Source organism: Streptomyces sp. NPDC001027 (assembly GCF_040299045.1).
GTDB lineage: Bacteria > Actinomycetota > Actinomycetes > Streptomycetales > Streptomycetaceae > Streptomyces.
This window is the reverse complement of the sequence record NZ_JBEPBI010000179.1, coordinates 1-15,957: the sequence shown is the minus strand read 5'-3', so window position 1 is coordinate 15,957 and position 15,957 is coordinate 1. Positions and strand designations below refer to the sequence as shown.

The window sequence follows — 15,957 nt, the reverse complement described above, 5'->3', positions numbered from 1 at the left end:
AGGGCGGTTTCATGGGGATCGTTTAGTGGTGGGTTATCTGGGGGTTGGGCGCTCGTGTCGTGGCTCTCGCTAACACCCTAGCGTCAGGGTCGCCTTGGGGCGGGGGGCGCCCCGGCCGCCCCCGGGACCGCCCACACGCGGGCGGCGGGCTCGCGGAACGCGCCGGACGCGCCGGTGGAGCAGACCGGGCCGGGGCTTCGGTCTGCTCCACCGGGGTCATGCGCCGCGGGCGCCGCTAGCGGGTCGTCCTGGCGAACACCGCCACGGTCCGGGCCGGGACGGCGAACGTGCCGGACGCCTTCTCGTACGACGACGCCCGTACGGTGGCGTCCGCGCCCGCCGACTGCACCGGGTGCAGCCGGTAGCCCGCGCCCGCGAGAGCGTCGACCGTCTGCTTCTGCGCGGTGGGCGTCGCGTTGAACACGACGACCAGGTCACCGAGCTCCATGGTGATCACTCCGGGCGTCTGCTTCCCGCCGGACAGTGGGAAGGACAGCTGGGCCTGCACCCGGGCGGCCGTCCCGAGGGAGAACGCCTTCTCCGTGGTGCGGATCCGCAGCAGGTCCCGGTAGGCGGCGGAGGCCGCCGTGATCTGCGGGCAGCCCACTCGTACCGTCGTCAACAGGGGTTTGGCGTACGGCCACTTGGACGCGTTGTCGGCGGCCGGCGGCAGTCCGCGGCCGAAGCCGTTGCCGGTCGCGCAGTCCCAGTGGATCGCGTTGAACCAGTCGCCGCTGTCGAAGGAGTTGCGGTCCAGGGACTTGGAGCGCAACAGGTCGGCGCCCGCCTGGGAGAGCGCCGGGCCCTGGGAGAGAGCGGCGGTCGCCAGGGCGAGGACCTGCATACGGGAGCGGTCGGCGGCGGAGGCGCCGGCCGGCAGTTTGTAGGCGAGGGCGTCGAACAGCGACTCGTTGTCGTGCGCGTCGACGTAGGCGAGGGCGTCGCCGGGCGCGTCCGCGTATCCGGCGGGCCGGCCGTTGTAGTCGACCTGGGCGCCGGTGACCTCCTTGCCGTCGGAGTCGGTGAAGCGGTACGTCGCGAGGTTGCCGGACAGCCCCACCTTGATGAGGTCCTGGTAGTGCAGGAGGCGGGCCTTCTGCTCCTGTGGAATCCCGTTGCTCTTGGATGAGTTGGGGTCGGTGTACAGACCGGACGCGAAGCCCTGGACGCCGGGGTCCTCGTCGAACGGCCCGCCGCCGCGTACGGCGTCCCGCGCGCGGTCGGAGAACGTCGCTACACCGGTTCCCGCCATGTTCTTCTGCGTGGCCTGCACGAAGCGGGCGTCGTCGGCGACCTCGCCGAAGTTCCAGCCCTCGCCGTAAAGGATGATCTTCTTGCCGTCGACGCCGTCCTTCTTGGGGGTCAGCGCGTCGAGTGCCTTGCGCACGGCCAGGATGTTGGCCTTGGGATGGTGGCCCATGAGGTCGAAGCGGAAGCCGTCGACCTTGTACTCCTTGGCCCAGGTGACGACGGAGTCGACGACCAGCTTGCCCATCATCGCGTTCTCGGTCGCCGTGTTGGCGCAGCAGGTGCTCGTGGCGACCGAGCCGTCGGCGAGCAGCCTCTGGTAGTAGCCGGGCACGATCCGGTCGAGGACGCTGGTGCGGGCCTGTCCGCTCGCCGCCGTGTGGTTGTAGACGACGTCCATGACGACCCGCAGGCCGTCCTCGTTGAGCGCCTTCACCATCCTGCGGAACTCGACGGTGCGGCCGGCGCCGTCGGGGTCGGTGGCGTAGGACCCCTCGGGGACCGTGTAGTGGTACGGGTCGTAGCCCCAGTTGTAGGCGTCCTTCGCGGCGGCCGCGGAAACGCATTCCTGCTGTTTCTCGGAGTCGGCCGGGTAGGAGGCGAGGTCGCAGGCGGGGGCGGTCTGGTCGGTCTTCTTCTCGGCGATGGTGGCGATGTCGAAGACGGGCAGCAGATGGACGTACGACGTGCCCGCCGCGGCCAGCTGCCGCAGGTGCTTCGAGCCGTCGCTGCCGCGGTCGGTGAAGGCCAGGTAGCCGCCCCGGTCCCGCGCGGGGACGGTGGTGTCCGCGACGGAGAAGTCCCGGACGTGCAGCTCCTGGATCTGGGCGTCCTTGAGCGGGACGGCCTGGGGTTTGGCGAGCGTCGACCAGCCGGCCGGGGCCAGCGACCGGTCGTCCAGGTCGACGACGAGACTGCGTTCGGAGTCGGCGGTGAGGGCGACCGAGTAGGGGTCGGTGACCTTGTTGACGACGACCTTGCCGGCGGCGGGCGCCCACACCGTCACGGCGTACCGGTAGGGCTTGTTCTTCCACGACCCGGGGCCGGTCACGGACCAGACGCCGGTCGCGTCGTTCCGCTTCATCTTCACGGTGGCGCCGCCGAGTTCCAGCGACACCCGCTGGGCCGTCGGGGCCCAGACGGCCAGCGTGGGACGGCCCTTGTGGAAGGTCGGCCCGAGCCGGGCGGCGGTGGCCCCGGCGTACAGGTCGTCCAGCGCGCCCGCGATCTGCACCCCCGTCGCCGACAGCACCGCGCCGTTGACGGCCCGTTGCGAGGCCACGACCTGGCCGGTCAGCGCCTCGCGCACCCGGGCGCGGTCCCGTGGGTCGACGGACCAGGCGGTGTAGGCCGCGAGATGCGGGAACTCAGCCTTCTGGGCGTCGGTGAGGGCGGTCTTCGTCAGCCGGAGCCACTTGGCCGCGCCGGTCAGCGTGCCGCCCTGGACGGCGATGGCGCCCTTGTCGCTGTACAGCAGCTGGGTGGATGCGGCGGCCGCGGAGCCGTTCCAGGCGACCGTGTCCCGGTCGATCCAGACCGCCTTGGAGGCGGCGAGGTCGAGCGCGGCGGCCGATCCCGCGGGCTGCGGGAGCAGGTACTTCTCCTGGCCGCTCAGCAGCCACACCTCGTGGCCGGCGCTCGTCAGGTTCAGCGACTGGTCGGAGGGCAGGTCCTTCTCGTCGCCCTTGTGGAGGATGTAACTGAGGCTCGTGGCCCCGTCGTTGAGCGGCGCCTCGTAGACCGCGCCGTAGGCGTCGGTCCGCACCGGCTCCAGCGGCTTCGACCAGTCGGTGGGGTTCGCGGCCCCCGTCCAGACGTGCAGCCCCCAGCCGTCGTAGTTCCCGTCGGCACGGTGGTAGTGGACGACCGCCTTGGTCCTGTCCTGCGCCGGGTAGTCGGGCCGCTCCGTCCGGACGGCGTCCTTGCCCTGCTCGATCCACACCTCGCCGGTCTTGGTGACGTCGATCGTGCGGTCGGTCGAGACGTCCTTGTCGCCGTCCTTGTCGATGACCAGGAAGCCCACGTTCGAGGCGCCGGGCTTCAGCTTGACGTAGGCGAAGGCGCCGTAGGCGTCCCGGCCGACGAAGGGGTGGCTGGCGGGCCAGGTGGTGGACTCGCCGTCGGCGAGGTCGCCCCAGGCGTACAGACCCCAGTCGGCGTAGTCGCCGTCGGTGCGCTTGTAGTGGACGATCGCGTAGTCACGGGAGGAGGCGGTGGGCGTCTCCTCGGCGGGCGGGGCGCCGGTGACCGACTCGGCCGTCGCCGACGCGGTGCGGCCGGTCGAGTCGACCACAACTGCCTTGTAGCGCAGGGCTGTTCCGGCCTTGACGTCCTTCCCGACGGTCTGCGTGACCTTGTAGGGCGCGTGGTCGGCCGATCCGAGCGTCCGCCACTTGCCGTTGCCGACCTGGGCGGCGAAGACGACCCGGTTGAGCTGTCCGCCGTTGGCGTCGGCGGTGAGCTCGACGGTTCCGGTGGCGCCGGCGGCCGGGGCCTTGAGGGTGATGGTCGGCTTGGCGGCGGGCCTGGAGGGCTTGCCGGCCGCCTTGAGGACGATCGCCGAGCGGGCGGGGACGGTGACGGTGATCTTCCTGTCGGCTCCGGACTTCGCCGTCGCCGTCGTACCGTGAACGCCGCGATAGGTCATGCCCGCCGAACCGACCGCGAAGGACGCCGACTTGGCCGCGCCCGCGTTGTTGAAGGCGACGACGTACTCCTGGCCGGTCCTCGCGTCAGTACGGGAGAAGGCGTAGATCCCGGCCCCGTCGGCCGCGTACCGCTCCTCCTGGACGCCGTCCGCCAGCGCCGGGTTGGCCTTGCGGAGCTTGGCGAGTGCGGCGATCTGCCGGTACAGCGGCGCGCTCGTGTCGTATGCGTCGCTCGCGTGGGTGCGGTCGGTGCCGATCTCGTCGTCGTCGAGGTAGTCGGCGGTCTTCGAGGCGAACATCGTCTGGCGGGCGTCCTTGTCGCCGCCGGCGCCGGTGAAGCCCTGCTCGTCGCCGTAGTAGACGACGGGGTTGCCGCGGCTGAGGAACATCAGCTCGCCTGCGAGCCTGTCCTTGGCGAGCAGTTCGGCGTCGGTCGCCTTCGGGTCGTCCTGCTTCAGGAAGTACCCGATGCGGCCCATGTCGTGGTTGCCGAGGAAGGTGACCTGCTCGTAGGCGTTGGCCTTGTCGGTCGTGTACTTGTAGTCGTCGCCGAAGACCCCGGCGAGCTTCTTCGCGCTGCCGCCCTGGGAGACGTACTGCCGTGCCGCCTCCTGGAAGGGGAAGTCGAGCGTGGCGTCGAGGCGGCCCTGGGTGACGTACGGCGAGGTGATCGACGTGTCGGCGGAGTAGACCTCGCCGAACATGAAGAAGTTCCTGCGGCCCTGCTCGGCCGCGTAGGCGTCGAGCGCGGTGGCCCACTGCGTCCAGAACCCCATGTCGACGTGCTTCACGGTGTCGATCCGGAAGCCGTCGACGTCGAAGTCCCTGACCCAGCGCTGGTAGATCTTCTCCATGCCGGAGACGACCTCGGGCCGCTCGGTCCACAGGTCGTCGAGGCCGGAGAAGTCGCCGTACGTCGTGGACTCGCCGGCGTAGGTCGAGTCGCCGCGGTTGTGGTACATCGTCGGGTCGTTGAGCCAGGACGGGACCTTGACGTTCTTCTTCGCGGCGGCGACGGTCGGGGTCCGCGGGAAGGAGCGGGCGTCCACCGCGGGGAACGTCGCTCCGCCGGCCGCGTGGTCGGCGTCGTCGAACGGTTCGCCGGCCTTGGTCAGGTACGGGAACGCGCCTTTGGAGAGGTAGTCGTAGGACTTCTCCTGGTAGTCGACGACGTCGGCCGTGTGGTTGGTGATGACGTCGAAGAAGACCTTCATGCCCTTGGCGTGGGCCTTGCCGATGAGGGTCTCGAGGTCCTTGTTGGTGCCGAAGTGCGGGTCGACCTGGGTGAAGTCCTTGATCCAGTAACCGTGATAGCCGGCAGATGCATTGCTTCCCGTGCCCTGAACCGGCTGGTTCTTGAAGATGGGCGCCATCCAGATGGCAGTGGTGCCCAGACCTTTGATGTAGTCGAGCCGCTTGGTGAGGCCCTTGAGGTCGCCGCCCTGGTAGAAGCCCTTGTCGGTGGGATCGTAGCCGGTGGAGAGACGGGAACCGGTCAGACCGCCCTTGTCGTTGGCGGTGCTGCCGTTGGCGAAACGGTCCGGCAGGACGAAGTAGAACTGCTCTCGGGTGTCGTCGTGCCGGGCGGGCTCTGCGGCGAGCCTGGCGTCGGAGGGCGGCGCGGGCGGGCTGTCGGCTCGTGCGGCCAGCGGCTGGACCAGTGCGGCGGCCAGGGCTGCCGCGGTGACGGCGGCCACCCGTCCGGCGTGGGCGGTGCGGCGCGTCCCGGGCGCGGGCCATCTCGGTATCACAGGCGGGAACTCCTTGCGGCTGCGGCTCTGTCGGGTCCGACCCCTGCGCCCGGGACGGCATCCGTCGCCGGGCGTTCGCGCGACCGTATCCCCGACGCAAGCTTTACAGCAAGAGTCATGAAAGGTCGGGAAAGAACTTTCACGACTCTTGCTCGCAAGGGCGTGCTCAGCAGGTCGATTTGCCCACGTAGAGCGCCAGCGCCGTGTTGGCGCCCAGCGTCGCCGTGAACTGTCCCGAGGAGTTGACGGTGACGGTCGTGTTGTTCTGGACGTTGCAGTAGGCGCCCGCGGGCAGCGCGGTCTGGAAGGTCCGACTCAGGGAGCCGCTCTCGTGGTTGACGACCACGTACCCCTTCGCGCCCCGCCCGAAGGCGATCGCGTCACCGCCGTTGTCCCACCAGTTGCCGACCGACTCGCCGCGGACCGCGTTACGGAAGGCCACCATGCGGACGATCTCCGGCCAGGCGTGCTGGCACTTCCAGCCGTCCTGCCAACAGGCGTTGACGGCACCGCCGTTCGGCGGGCCGGCGTCCGCGTTCGACCACTCGTAGCCGGAGTTCACGTCCGGCGCGCCGTACGGATACGCGAGCATGAAGACGTTGGCCAGGGTGTAGTTCGCCCCGTCCTTGTAGTTGAGGGTGGAGCCGTTGCGCTCGGTGTCGTGGTTGTCGACGAAGACGCCCGCGACGGAGCTGCTCATGTAGCCCCAGCCCTCGCCGTAGTTCTTCAGGTAGGCGAGGTTCTCGTTGTTGAAGACCCGCTTGAGGTCGTAGGCGTAGCGGAACTCCTGCGCATCGCCGTTGCCGGCGTACTCGGTGGGCTGGACCGCCTCGCCGCTGCCGTAGATGACCTCCTGCTTCCAGTACGCCGACGGCTTGCTCAGCCGCGACTTGACGTCAGCGAGGTCGGCGGTGTCGATGTGCTTGGCGGCGTCGATGCGGAAGCCGTCGACACCGAGGGTGAGCAGGTCGTTCATGTACCCGGCGATTTCCTTGCGGACGTACTCCTCCCCCGTGTCCAGGTCGGCGAGGCCGACGAGTTCGCAGTGCTGGACGTTCCAGCGGTCGGTGTAGTCGGAGATCCGGGCGGTGCAGTCGTCGAAGTCGTGGGAGGAGTACAGGCCGGGGTAGTCGTACTTCGTGTACGACGAGCCGCCGGTCCCGGTGCCGCTGCCGGCGGCCATGTGGTTGACGACGGTGTCGACGACGACCTTGACGCCGGCCGCGTGACAGGTGTTCACCATGTTCTGGAAGGCCGTGCGGTCGCCCAGCCGGCCCGCGATCTTGTAGCTGACGGGCTGGTACGAGGTCCACCACTGCGAGCCCTGGATGTGCTCGGCGGGCGGCGAGACCTGCACATAGCCGTATCCGGCGGGGCCGAGGGCGTTGGTGCACTCCTTGGCGACGGAGGCGAAGTTCCATTCGAAGAGGACGGCGGTGACGTCCTTGCCGCCCGGCGGGGAGGCCTGGGCGGCGGTGGGGGTGAGGACGGCGGCCGAGGCGGCGAGCACGGTGGCCGCGGCGGTGGCGGTGGCTCTTGCGGACCATCTCGATATCACGTGGGGGTTCTCCTTGCCCGACGGCCAGGCGTCTTTGCCTGGCGCCGGCGAGAACGTACCGCTGCCGAAATGTTTACAGCAAGGGTCATGAAAGTAACGGCAAGAAGTTTCACACTTGTTCGGCGGGCTTGCCGGGCAGGTCGCCTCGACGGCCCTCGCAGGAGTAGACGATCTCCACCGCCCCGCCGGGCAGGGCTCGTTGACTCAGGAAGGTCAGTCCGGTCTCGGGGCTGAGCGCCGGGGTCAGCTGGGCGCCGCCGCCGAACAGCAGGGGCAGCACGACCAGTTCGAGACGGTTCAGCGCGCCGAGCGCATGGAAGGCGGCGATGGTCCGCGGGCCGCCGATGAGGTGGACGTCGCCGCCCCGGTTGGCGGCGCGGATCTTCTCCAGCAGCCGGACCGGGTCGCCGTCGATGGTGACGTGGTCGGGGGCGCCCTCCGGGCGGTGCGAACCGAGGACGAACACGTCCAGGTCCGGCCACGGCCAGCGGCTGTTGGTCAGCGCGGGCTCGAAGGTCGTACGCCCCATGAGGGCCGCCTCGCAGTCGGCCAGGAACTCCCGGATGCCGTGGCTTCGGCCGGGGACGAACGCGGGGTCGGCGGTGAGCGCGGGCCAGCCGTTCGGCGTGGTCACGTAGCCGTCGGCGCTCATGCTCATACGGGCGCGGATCTGCATGCTCTCTCCTCGGACAAGGGGCGCTGTTCGCCCTCTCACCCAAGCGTCGAACGCGGGCTCCGCCGTTCGACACGCCGGAGAAAGAAGTCACCGGGCCCCTCAGGGCCCGGTGACTCGTCCTGCGGGTGCTCAGACCGTCGTCCACCACACGGTCGTGTCGGCGGGCACCTTGACGTCCCCGTCGACCTCGGCGACCTCACCGCTGGCGAGGAGCAGCCGGCCGTACGCCGGGGTCGTCACCGACTCGCCGCCGGTGTTCGCGACGCACACGAACTCCCCGCGCCGGAAGGCGAGGACCCCCTCGGGCGCCCGGAGCCACTCCACCGCGTCGCCGGCGCCAAGGTCGGGGCGGGCCCGGCGCACGGCGAGGGCGGAGCGGTACAGCTCCAGGGTGGAGTCCGGGTCGCCGGTCTGCGCCTCCACGCTCAGCTCCGCCCACTGCGACGGCTGGGGCAGCCAGCTGCCGCCGGCGCCGAAGCCGTAGGAGGAGCCCTCACGGGTCCACGGGATCGGGACGCGGCAGCCGTCGCGGAAGCCGTCCTGGCCCGCGCCGCGGAAGTACGCCGGGTCCTGGCGCACCTCGTCGGGCAGGTCGACGACGTCCGGCAGACCGAGCTCCTCGCCCTGGTAGACGTACGCCGAGCCGGGGAGGGCCAGCATCAGCAGCGTCGCGGCGCGGGCCCGGCGCAGGCCGAGCGCGCGGTCGCCGGCCGTGCGGATCTGGGTGCCGAGGCCGGGCGGGTTGGCGAAGCGGGTGGCGTGCCGGGTGACGTCGTGGTTGGACAGCACCCAGGTGGCGGGCGCGCCGACCGGGCGCATCGCGTCCAGCGTGCGGTCGATGACCTCGCGCAGCTCCTTCGCGTCCCACGCGGTGCTCAGGTACTGGAAGTTGAACGCCTGGTGCAGCTCGTCGGGGCGGACGTAGTTCGCGGTGCGCTCGACGGTCGGGGTCCAGGCCTCGGCGACGAAGATGCGCCCGCCCGTCTCCCGCCACGGCTCTTCCGACGAAGGCCCTTCGGGCTCCTTCCTCTCCGAGTACTCGTCGAGGATGAGCCGCCACTGGCGGTAGATCTCGTGGACGCCGTCCTGGTCGAAGAACGGCATGACATCGTTGCCCAGCAGCTTGAGCTGTTCGTGGGAGCCGAGATCGGGCAGGCCGGGCGCCTTGACCAGGCCGTGGGCGACGTCGATGCGGAAGCCGTCGACGCCCATGTCCAGCCAGAAGCGCAGGATCGAGCGGAACTCGTCGCCGACCGCGGGGTGGTCCCAGTTGAAGTCGGGCTGCTCGGGGGCGAAGAGGTGCAGGTACCACTCGCCGGGCGAACCGTCCGGCTCGGTGACCCGCGTCCAGGCCGGGCCGCCGAAGATGGACTCCCAGTCGTTGGGCGGGAGTTCGCCGTCCGCTCCCTGGCCGGGGCGGAAGTGGTAGCGGTCGCGCAAGGGCGAGCCGGGGCCGTCCGCCAGCGCGCGCTTGAACCACTCGTGCTGGTCGGAGGAGTGGTTGGGGACCAGGTCGACGATGATCCTCAGGCCCAGTTCCCGGGCGTCGCGGATCAGCGCGTCGGCGTCGAGCAGGTTGCCGAACATCGGGTCGACGGCCCGGTAGTCGGCGACGTCGTAACCGGCGTCGGCCTGCGGCGAGGCGTAGAAGGGGCTCAGCCACACGGCGTCCACGCCGAGGTCGCGCAGGTACGGGAGACGGGAGCGCACGCCTTCCAGGTCGCCCATGCCGTCGCCGTCGCTGTCGGCGAAGCTGCGCGGGTACACCTGGTAGATCACCGCGTCCCGCCACCAGTCGCGGTGCCGGGCGACGGTGGCGACGGCCGAGGTGGGGGCGGGGGCCGGGGCTGCGGAGGGCTGCTGGCTCATGACGTCCTTGGTACGTAACGGAGTGGTGGTCATGGGTTTCTCGGGGGTCGGGCGGCGGTGGAACGAGGCGGCCGCGGTGCCGGCGGGGTCGGAAGGACACCGCGGCCGCCGCCCGCGCGGCAGGCCGCGCGGGAGTCCATGGGCGCGTCGGGCGCTCAGCCCTTGGTGCCGCCCGCGGTGAGGCCGGTCACCAGGTTCTTCTGCACGAGGTAGAAGAACACGGCGGCCGGTATCGCGATCAGCACCGCGGTGGCGGCCATCAGGTTGCGCTGGGCGTCGTGTTCGCTGACGAAGGACTGCAGGCCGACGGCGAGCGTGTACTTGTCGTCGCTGAGCATGAACGTCGAGGCGAACGCGACCTCGCTGAACGCGGTGAGGAAGTTGTAGAAGGCGGCCACCGCGAGACCGGGCTTGGCGAGCGGCAGGATCAGCCGGAAGAAGGTGCCGAACGGGGTGAGTCCGTCCACGCGTCCCGCCTCGTCGATCTCGAAGGGGATGGTGTCGAAGTACCCCTTGAGCAGCCAGGCGCTGTACGGGATGACCGTCGTGCAGTACACGAGGATCAGGCCGAGGTAGTTGTCGATGAGCTGCAGGTCCGAGAGGATCTGGTACATCGGCACCATCAGCACGGCGACCGGGAACATCTGGGTGACGAGCAGCACCCACATGAACTTCTTGTAGCCGGGGAAGCGCATGCGGGACACGGCGTAGCCGGTGGTGGCGGCGATGAGCACGCCGACGGCGGTCGTGCCGAGCGTGACGATGAGGGAGCTCTTCAACCAGTTGAAGAACTCGGTGTGCTCGACGACGAACGTGTAGTTGGCGAACGTCATCTTGCCCCAGATGCCGCCCGGGTGGAGGTAGTCGTCCTTGTCCGGGCCGAGGGAGAGATAGACGAGCCAGGCGATCGGGAAGAGCGCGATCAGGCTCGCGACGGTCAGGACGCCGTGCGAGGCGAGGGAGCCGGCGAGGCTGTTCTCGCCGCGGCGGCGGGCCCGGCGCGGGGACTTCGCGGAACGCTGCTCGCTCGTGGCGGCGGAGGTCTCGACTGTGGTGCTGCTCATGGGAACTCCTGCCTCAGATCGCGAGCTGCTGCTCGTTGCGGTTCAGCCAGCGGCGGTAGAACGAGGTGAAGACGATCAGGATGGCCAGCAGCAGGATGCCGTACGCGGCCGACTGGGCGAAGTCACGCGGCTGCTGCCCGAAGCCGAGGTAGTAGGACCAGGTGACGAGGATCTGCGCGTCCGGGGCGGTGTTGCCGAACAGCAGGAAGATCACGGCGAACTGGTTGAAGGTCCAGATCACGCCCAGCAGGACGACGGTGGAGCTGACCGACCTCAGTCCCGGCAGGGTGACGTACCGGAACCGCTGCCAGGCGCTCGCGCCGTCCATCTCGGCGGCCTCGTAGAGCGAGGCGTCGATGGCCTGCAGGCCGCCGAGCAGCGAGATCATCATGAACGGCACACCGCACCAGGTGTTCACCATGATCGCGGCGAACCGCTGCCAGAAGGTGTCCTCGAGCCACAGCGGCGACGGCAGATGCAGGAAGTCCAGCGCGGAGTTGATGACGCCGCCGTCGGCGAGCATGAACCGCCAGCCGAACACGGTGACGAAGGTGGGCACCGCCCACGGCAGCACCAGGATCAGCCGGTACAGGGTGCGCCCGCGCAGCTTCTGGTTGAGGAGCAGGGCGAGGCCGAGGCCGATGCCGTAGTGCAGGGCGACGCAGGCCGCCGTCCACACGATCGTCCAGAGGAAGTGCGACCAGAAGCGGTCGTAGGCCGTCGGCCCCCACAGGATGTCGGCGTAGTTGTCGAGGCCGATGAACTTGTAGGTGGCGTCGATGTGGTTGACGCCGATGGTGCGGGCCGTGTTGAGGCTGTTGGCGTCGGTCAGCGTCAGGTAGAGGCCGTACACCAGGGGGTACAGCACGAGGACGCCGAGGACGACCGCCACCGGGGCGATCATCGCGTATGCGTACCAGTGCTTCTGGTAGCCGCGCCTCAGGCGGCCGACCGGCCCGGGCCTCGGCTCACGGTCACCGCGGCGCTTGCCGGTCGCGCGGTCGATGGCGACTGTCATGGTTCGACACCTTCTGGATCTTCACGCTGGATCGTCGACGGGGGCTGCGGCCCGGAGCTCACAGGCCGGTGGCCGCCGGATCTCTCCCCTCCATGATCTGGAAGATCCGGCGGCCGCTCGGACTCACTTGCTGAAGTCGGGCACCAGCTTGGCGATGGCGAGCTCGGCGTTGCTCAGTCCCTTGTCGAGGGTCTCCTTGCCACCCGCGATCTTGGGCAGTTCGGTGTCCAGCGGACCCCACAGCGAGCTGTACTCCGGCAGCGCCGGGCGCGGCTGGGCGGCGGCCAGCACCGTCTGGTAGCCGGCGATGCCCGGGTCGGCCTTGACGGCGGCGGTGTAGGCGTCGTCACGGGTGGGCAGCGTGGAGTTCTTCTGCGCGATGGTCGCCTGGGACGCGGCGGAGGTCATGAAGTCGACGAACTTCAGCGCGGCGGCCTGGTGGGCCTTGTCGGAGCCGGCGTAGACCGAGAGGTTGTGGCCGCCGGTCGGGGCGCCGGCCTTGCCGGTGGAACCGGCCGGGACGGTGGCGATGCCGAGGTTGGCCTTGTCCTTGAAGGCGCTGCCCTTGTAGAAGTTCGTGATCTCCCAGGGGCCCTGGATGATCGCGGCGACCTTGCCGTTGACGAACGCGTCCTGGATGTGGGCGTAGGCGTCGGCGGTGGTGTCGGCCTTGTGCAGGCCCTTGCCGTCGAAGAGGCCGAGCCAGGTGCCGTACGCCTTCTTCGCGGCCGCGGAGTCGACGGTGATCTTCTTGGCGTCGGCGTCGACCGTGTCGGTGCCCTCGCCGTAGAGGAACGACTGCGCGTAGTAGGCCTGGGTGGAGCCCCAGTAGCCGTCGGCGCCGGTCTTGGCCTTGACGGTGGCGGCGGCGGTCTTCAGCTCGTCCCAATTCTTGGGGGCCGCGGTGATGCCGGCCTTCGCGAAGAGGTCCTTGTTGTAGACCAGCGCGAGCGTGTCCGTGACCAGCGGGACGCCGTAGGTCTTGCCCTCGTACTTGGCCTGCTCGAGCAGGTTGGCCTTGAACTTCGACTGGTCCTTGAGGGCGTCCGTGCCGTCCAGCGGCAGGAAGTAGCCCTTCTTGGCGAAGGCGGGCGTCCAGCCGACCTCGGAGCGCAGGATGTCCGGGGCCCCGGACGCGCCGGCGGCCGTGTCGAACTTGTTCTGCGCCTGGTCGAAGGGCACGTTGACGTACTTGACCTTGACGTCCTTGTTGGCCGCCTCGAACTGCTTGACCAGGGCCTGGTACGTCGGCGCCTCATTGGTGGCGTTGGAGGTGTCCCACCAGGTGATGGTGACCGGCCCGGACGAGTCGTCGCTGCCGCTGTCGTCTCCGCCGCAGGCCGTCGCCGCGAGCGCGAGGGACGCCACCAGCGCGGTGGCCGCTATGCCACGCCGCATGAGTTTCTCCTTGAGGGTGAGAGCCCGTATAGCTGCGGGAAGCGGTCCCGTCCGCTGTTCCCGCCGGCTCCGACGCGCCGTTGCCGCCGTCGAGCGACGTGAACGTAACAGCCCTGCAAGCGGCACGAAAGACCTTGCAGAAAAAAAATGCAAGAACCCATCGAAGTTATCCGCACGTGACCCTGGCGTGACCTCTGCTCGACCGCTGTGAGACCGTTGTTGTCGCGGATGAACGGCCCCACAGCGGGGCGAGCCGCCGCTGTGCAAGACTCTGCAAACTCTTGCCATCACTTTCACGAGGGAGCGCGATGACGCAGCAGGCCGGAGCGGGCCGTCCGACAGGTCGCCCGCGGCGTCCGATTGGTGTGCAAGTCGGCACCCGACCGGTACAGTCCACCCCTGTGACCACACGGCTTGCCGACATCGCTGCGCAGGCGGGGGTGAGCGAAGCGACCGTCAGCCGCGTTCTCAACGGCAAGCCCGGCGTCGCCGCCACCACCCGCCAGTCCGTGCTCGCCGCTCTGGACGTCCTGGGCTACGAGCGCCCCGTCCGGCTGCGCCAGCGCAGCGCGGGGCTGGTCGGTCTGATCACGCCGGAGCTGGAGAACCCGATATTCCCGGCCCTGGCCCAGGTCATCGGACAGGCGCTGACCCGCCAGGGCTACACCCCCGTCCTCGCCACCCAGACCCCGGGCGGCTCCACGGAGGACGAGCTGACCGAGATGCTGGTCGACCGCGGCGTAGCCGGCATCATCTACGTGTCCGGACTGCACGCCGACACCACGGCCGACATGCAGCGCTACGAGCAGCTGCGCGCACAGGGCGTGCCCTTCGTCCTGGTCGACGGCTTCTCCCCGAAGGTCCAGGCCCCGTTCATCTCGCCCGACGACCGTGCGGCGATGATCCTGGCCGTGACCCACCTCGTCTCCCTCGGGCACACCCGGGTGGGGCTGGCGCTCGGCCCCAAGCGCTTCGTGCCGGTCCAGCGCAAGATCGAGGGGTTCGTGCGCGCCATGCAGGAGCAGCTGCGGCTGGACCCGGAGACCATCGAGACCGAGCTGGTCCAGCACTCCCTGTACACCCTGGAAGGGGGCCAGGCGGCGACCACGGCCCTGATCGACCGGGGCTGCACGGCGATCGTCTGCGCCAGCGACATGATGGCGCTGGGCGCGATACGGGCGGCCAGACAGCGGGGCCTCGCGGTCCCCCGGGACGTCTCGGTGGTCGGCTTCGACGACTCCCCGCTGATCGCCTTCACCGACCCGCCGCTGACGACCGTGCGCAAGCCGGTGCCGGCGATGGGCCAGGCCGCCGTCCGCACGCTCCTCGAGGAGATCGGCGGGACGCCTGCGCCGCACAGCGAGTTCGTGTTCATGCCGGAGCTGGTGGTGCGGGGTTCCACCGCCTCGGCGCCCGGCGACCGCGCCCGCGCCTGATCCCACGCCGGGCCGCCCGACCGCTGACGACCGCTGCGGCACGACCGCCGCCGACCTGACCGTAACCGGTTGCGGCCGATCGTCGCTCTTCGCGCCCGGTCGGGCACTTCGCGTGACGTGCGCTCCTCCGCAGGGTGGAGGAACCGGGCTCCCTCCTGTACGCCGGAAGGAGGCGAAGGGGTCCCTTCGTCGTAAGGCGTGCAAAACGAACCCGACCGCGGGATGATCGGACGAAGAGGTCTTTTCTGGCAGACTCTGGGTCCATGGGTGAATCGACTGTGACGCCGCTGGAAGGCCGCGACCAGGCCCTTCCACAGGCCGTCACGGCCCCGACCCGGGATCGTCGTCTCGCACGCGTCCGCAGCCCCCGCCGGCCGCGCCTGTGGTTCGAGATCCTTCTCATCGCGGTGAGTTACTGGACGTACTCCCTCGTGCGCAACGCGGTGCCGGAACAGCGTTCCGAAGCGTTGCGCAACACCGACTGGCTGTGGCGGGCCGAGCACACTCTCGGCATCGCCGTGGAGGAGTCGGTCAACCACGCGGTGAACTCGGTGACCTGGCTCATCGTGAGCATGAACTACTACTACGCGACGCTGCACTTCGTCGTCACACTGGTCGTCCTGGTGTGGCTCTACCGCAGTCATCCCGGCCGCTACGCGGCGACCCGTCTCGTCCTGTTCGCCACCACGGCGGTGGCCCTCGTCGGCTATTACCTCTACCCGTTGGCGCCACCGCGTCTGATGCCGCGCGGCGGCTTCGTCGACACGGTGATGGTCCACCAGACGTGGGGGTCGATGGCGTCCGGCGACCTCAAGCACATGTCGAACCAGTACGCCGCCATGCCGTCCATGCACATCGGCTGGTCCGTGTGGTGCGGCCTGACCGTGTTCGCCCTGGCCCGGCTTCCCTGGGTGCGTGTCCTCGGCCTGCTCTACCCGATGGCGACGCTGGTGGTCATCGTCGCCACCGCCAACCACTTCTGGCTGGACGCGGTCGGCGGCCTCCTCTGCCTCGCCTTCGGCTTCGCCGTGGCCCGCCTCTGGTACGGCGCTTCGCCGTACGCCCTGCCGAGGACCGTCCCGGACACGCGGCGGAACGATGGGCCCACAGGGAGGCGACAGCGTCCCTGGCGCCGCCACCGGGCCCCGACACCGTCGGGCGAGGGGCGGGGCGGCTCCTCCGGCGCTCGCGCAGAGGCCCGGGCAGAGAGCCATGCGGAGGGCCGCGCAGAGGCCGCCCACGCGGAGGGCCGCGCGGGCCGCGCAGAGGCCCATGCGTAGGGCCGCGCGGG

The 15,957-nt window shown here is 69.8% G+C and carries 9 protein-coding genes; 2 read left to right on the top strand and 7 right to left on the bottom strand.

Going from position 1 to position 15,957, the window contains the following annotated elements:
- Nucleotides 1-235: 235 nt before the first annotated feature.
- The 7 genes from pulA to ABT300_RS32280 all read right to left on the bottom strand — a co-directional run bounded on the left by pulA (nucleotide 236) and on the right by ABT300_RS32280 (nucleotide 13,230).
- Nucleotides 236-5,647, bottom strand: coding sequence for a pullulanase-type alpha-1,6-glucosidase (gene pulA / locus ABT300_RS32310; protein ID WP_351683261.1), 5,412 nt, complete (start codon nucleotides 5,645-5,647; stop codon nucleotides 236-238).
- A 166-nt stretch (nucleotides 5,648-5,813) separates the two neighbouring features.
- A complete protein-coding gene (locus ABT300_RS32305) occupies nucleotides 5,814-7,205 on the bottom strand; it encodes an alpha-amylase (protein ID WP_351683258.1) in 1,392 nt (463 codons plus the stop codon).
- A 109-nt stretch (nucleotides 7,206-7,314) separates the two neighbouring features.
- The gene (locus ABT300_RS32300) at nucleotides 7,315-7,881 is read right to left on the bottom strand and encodes a dihydrofolate reductase family protein (protein ID WP_351683256.1); all 567 of its coding nucleotides are present in this window, start codon (nucleotides 7,879-7,881) and stop codon (nucleotides 7,315-7,317) included.
- 129 nt (nucleotides 7,882-8,010) lie between these two features.
- The gene (locus ABT300_RS32295) at nucleotides 8,011-9,750 is read right to left on the bottom strand and encodes a glycoside hydrolase family 13 protein (protein ID WP_351683253.1); all 1,740 of its coding nucleotides are present in this window, start codon (nucleotides 9,748-9,750) and stop codon (nucleotides 8,011-8,013) included.
- Between the two features lie 155 nt (nucleotides 9,751-9,905).
- Nucleotides 9,906-10,814, bottom strand: a complete 909-nt coding sequence (locus ABT300_RS32290; RefSeq protein WP_351683250.1) for a sugar ABC transporter permease — start codon at nucleotides 10,812-10,814, stop codon at nucleotides 9,906-9,908.
- Between the two features lie 13 nt (nucleotides 10,815-10,827).
- The gene (locus tag ABT300_RS32285; RefSeq protein ID WP_351683247.1) at nucleotides 10,828-11,832 is read right to left on the bottom strand and encodes a carbohydrate ABC transporter permease; all 1,005 of its coding nucleotides are present in this window, start codon (nucleotides 11,830-11,832) and stop codon (nucleotides 10,828-10,830) included.
- Between the two features lie 123 nt (nucleotides 11,833-11,955).
- Nucleotides 11,956-13,230: an extracellular solute-binding protein gene (locus tag ABT300_RS32280; protein ID WP_351683244.1), complete on the bottom strand. Its 1,275-nt coding sequence runs from the start codon at nucleotides 13,228-13,230 to the stop codon at nucleotides 11,956-11,958.
- A 401-nt stretch (nucleotides 13,231-13,631) separates the two neighbouring features.
- On the opposite strand from ABT300_RS32280, the gene ABT300_RS32275 reads away from it, so the two are divergent.
- Both ABT300_RS32275 and ABT300_RS32270 read left to right on the top strand, forming a co-directional pair.
- Entirely contained in the window at nucleotides 13,632-14,666 is a 1,035-nt protein-coding gene (locus tag ABT300_RS32275) for a LacI family DNA-binding transcriptional regulator (protein ID WP_351683241.1), read from the top strand.
- A 263-nt stretch (nucleotides 14,667-14,929) separates the two neighbouring features.
- Complete coding sequence (locus tag ABT300_RS32270) at nucleotides 14,930-15,946, top strand: phosphatase PAP2 family protein (RefSeq protein WP_351683238.1); 1,017 nt, start codon at nucleotides 14,930-14,932, stop codon at nucleotides 15,944-15,946.
- The last annotated feature ends 11 nt before the right edge of the window (nucleotides 15,947-15,957 follow it).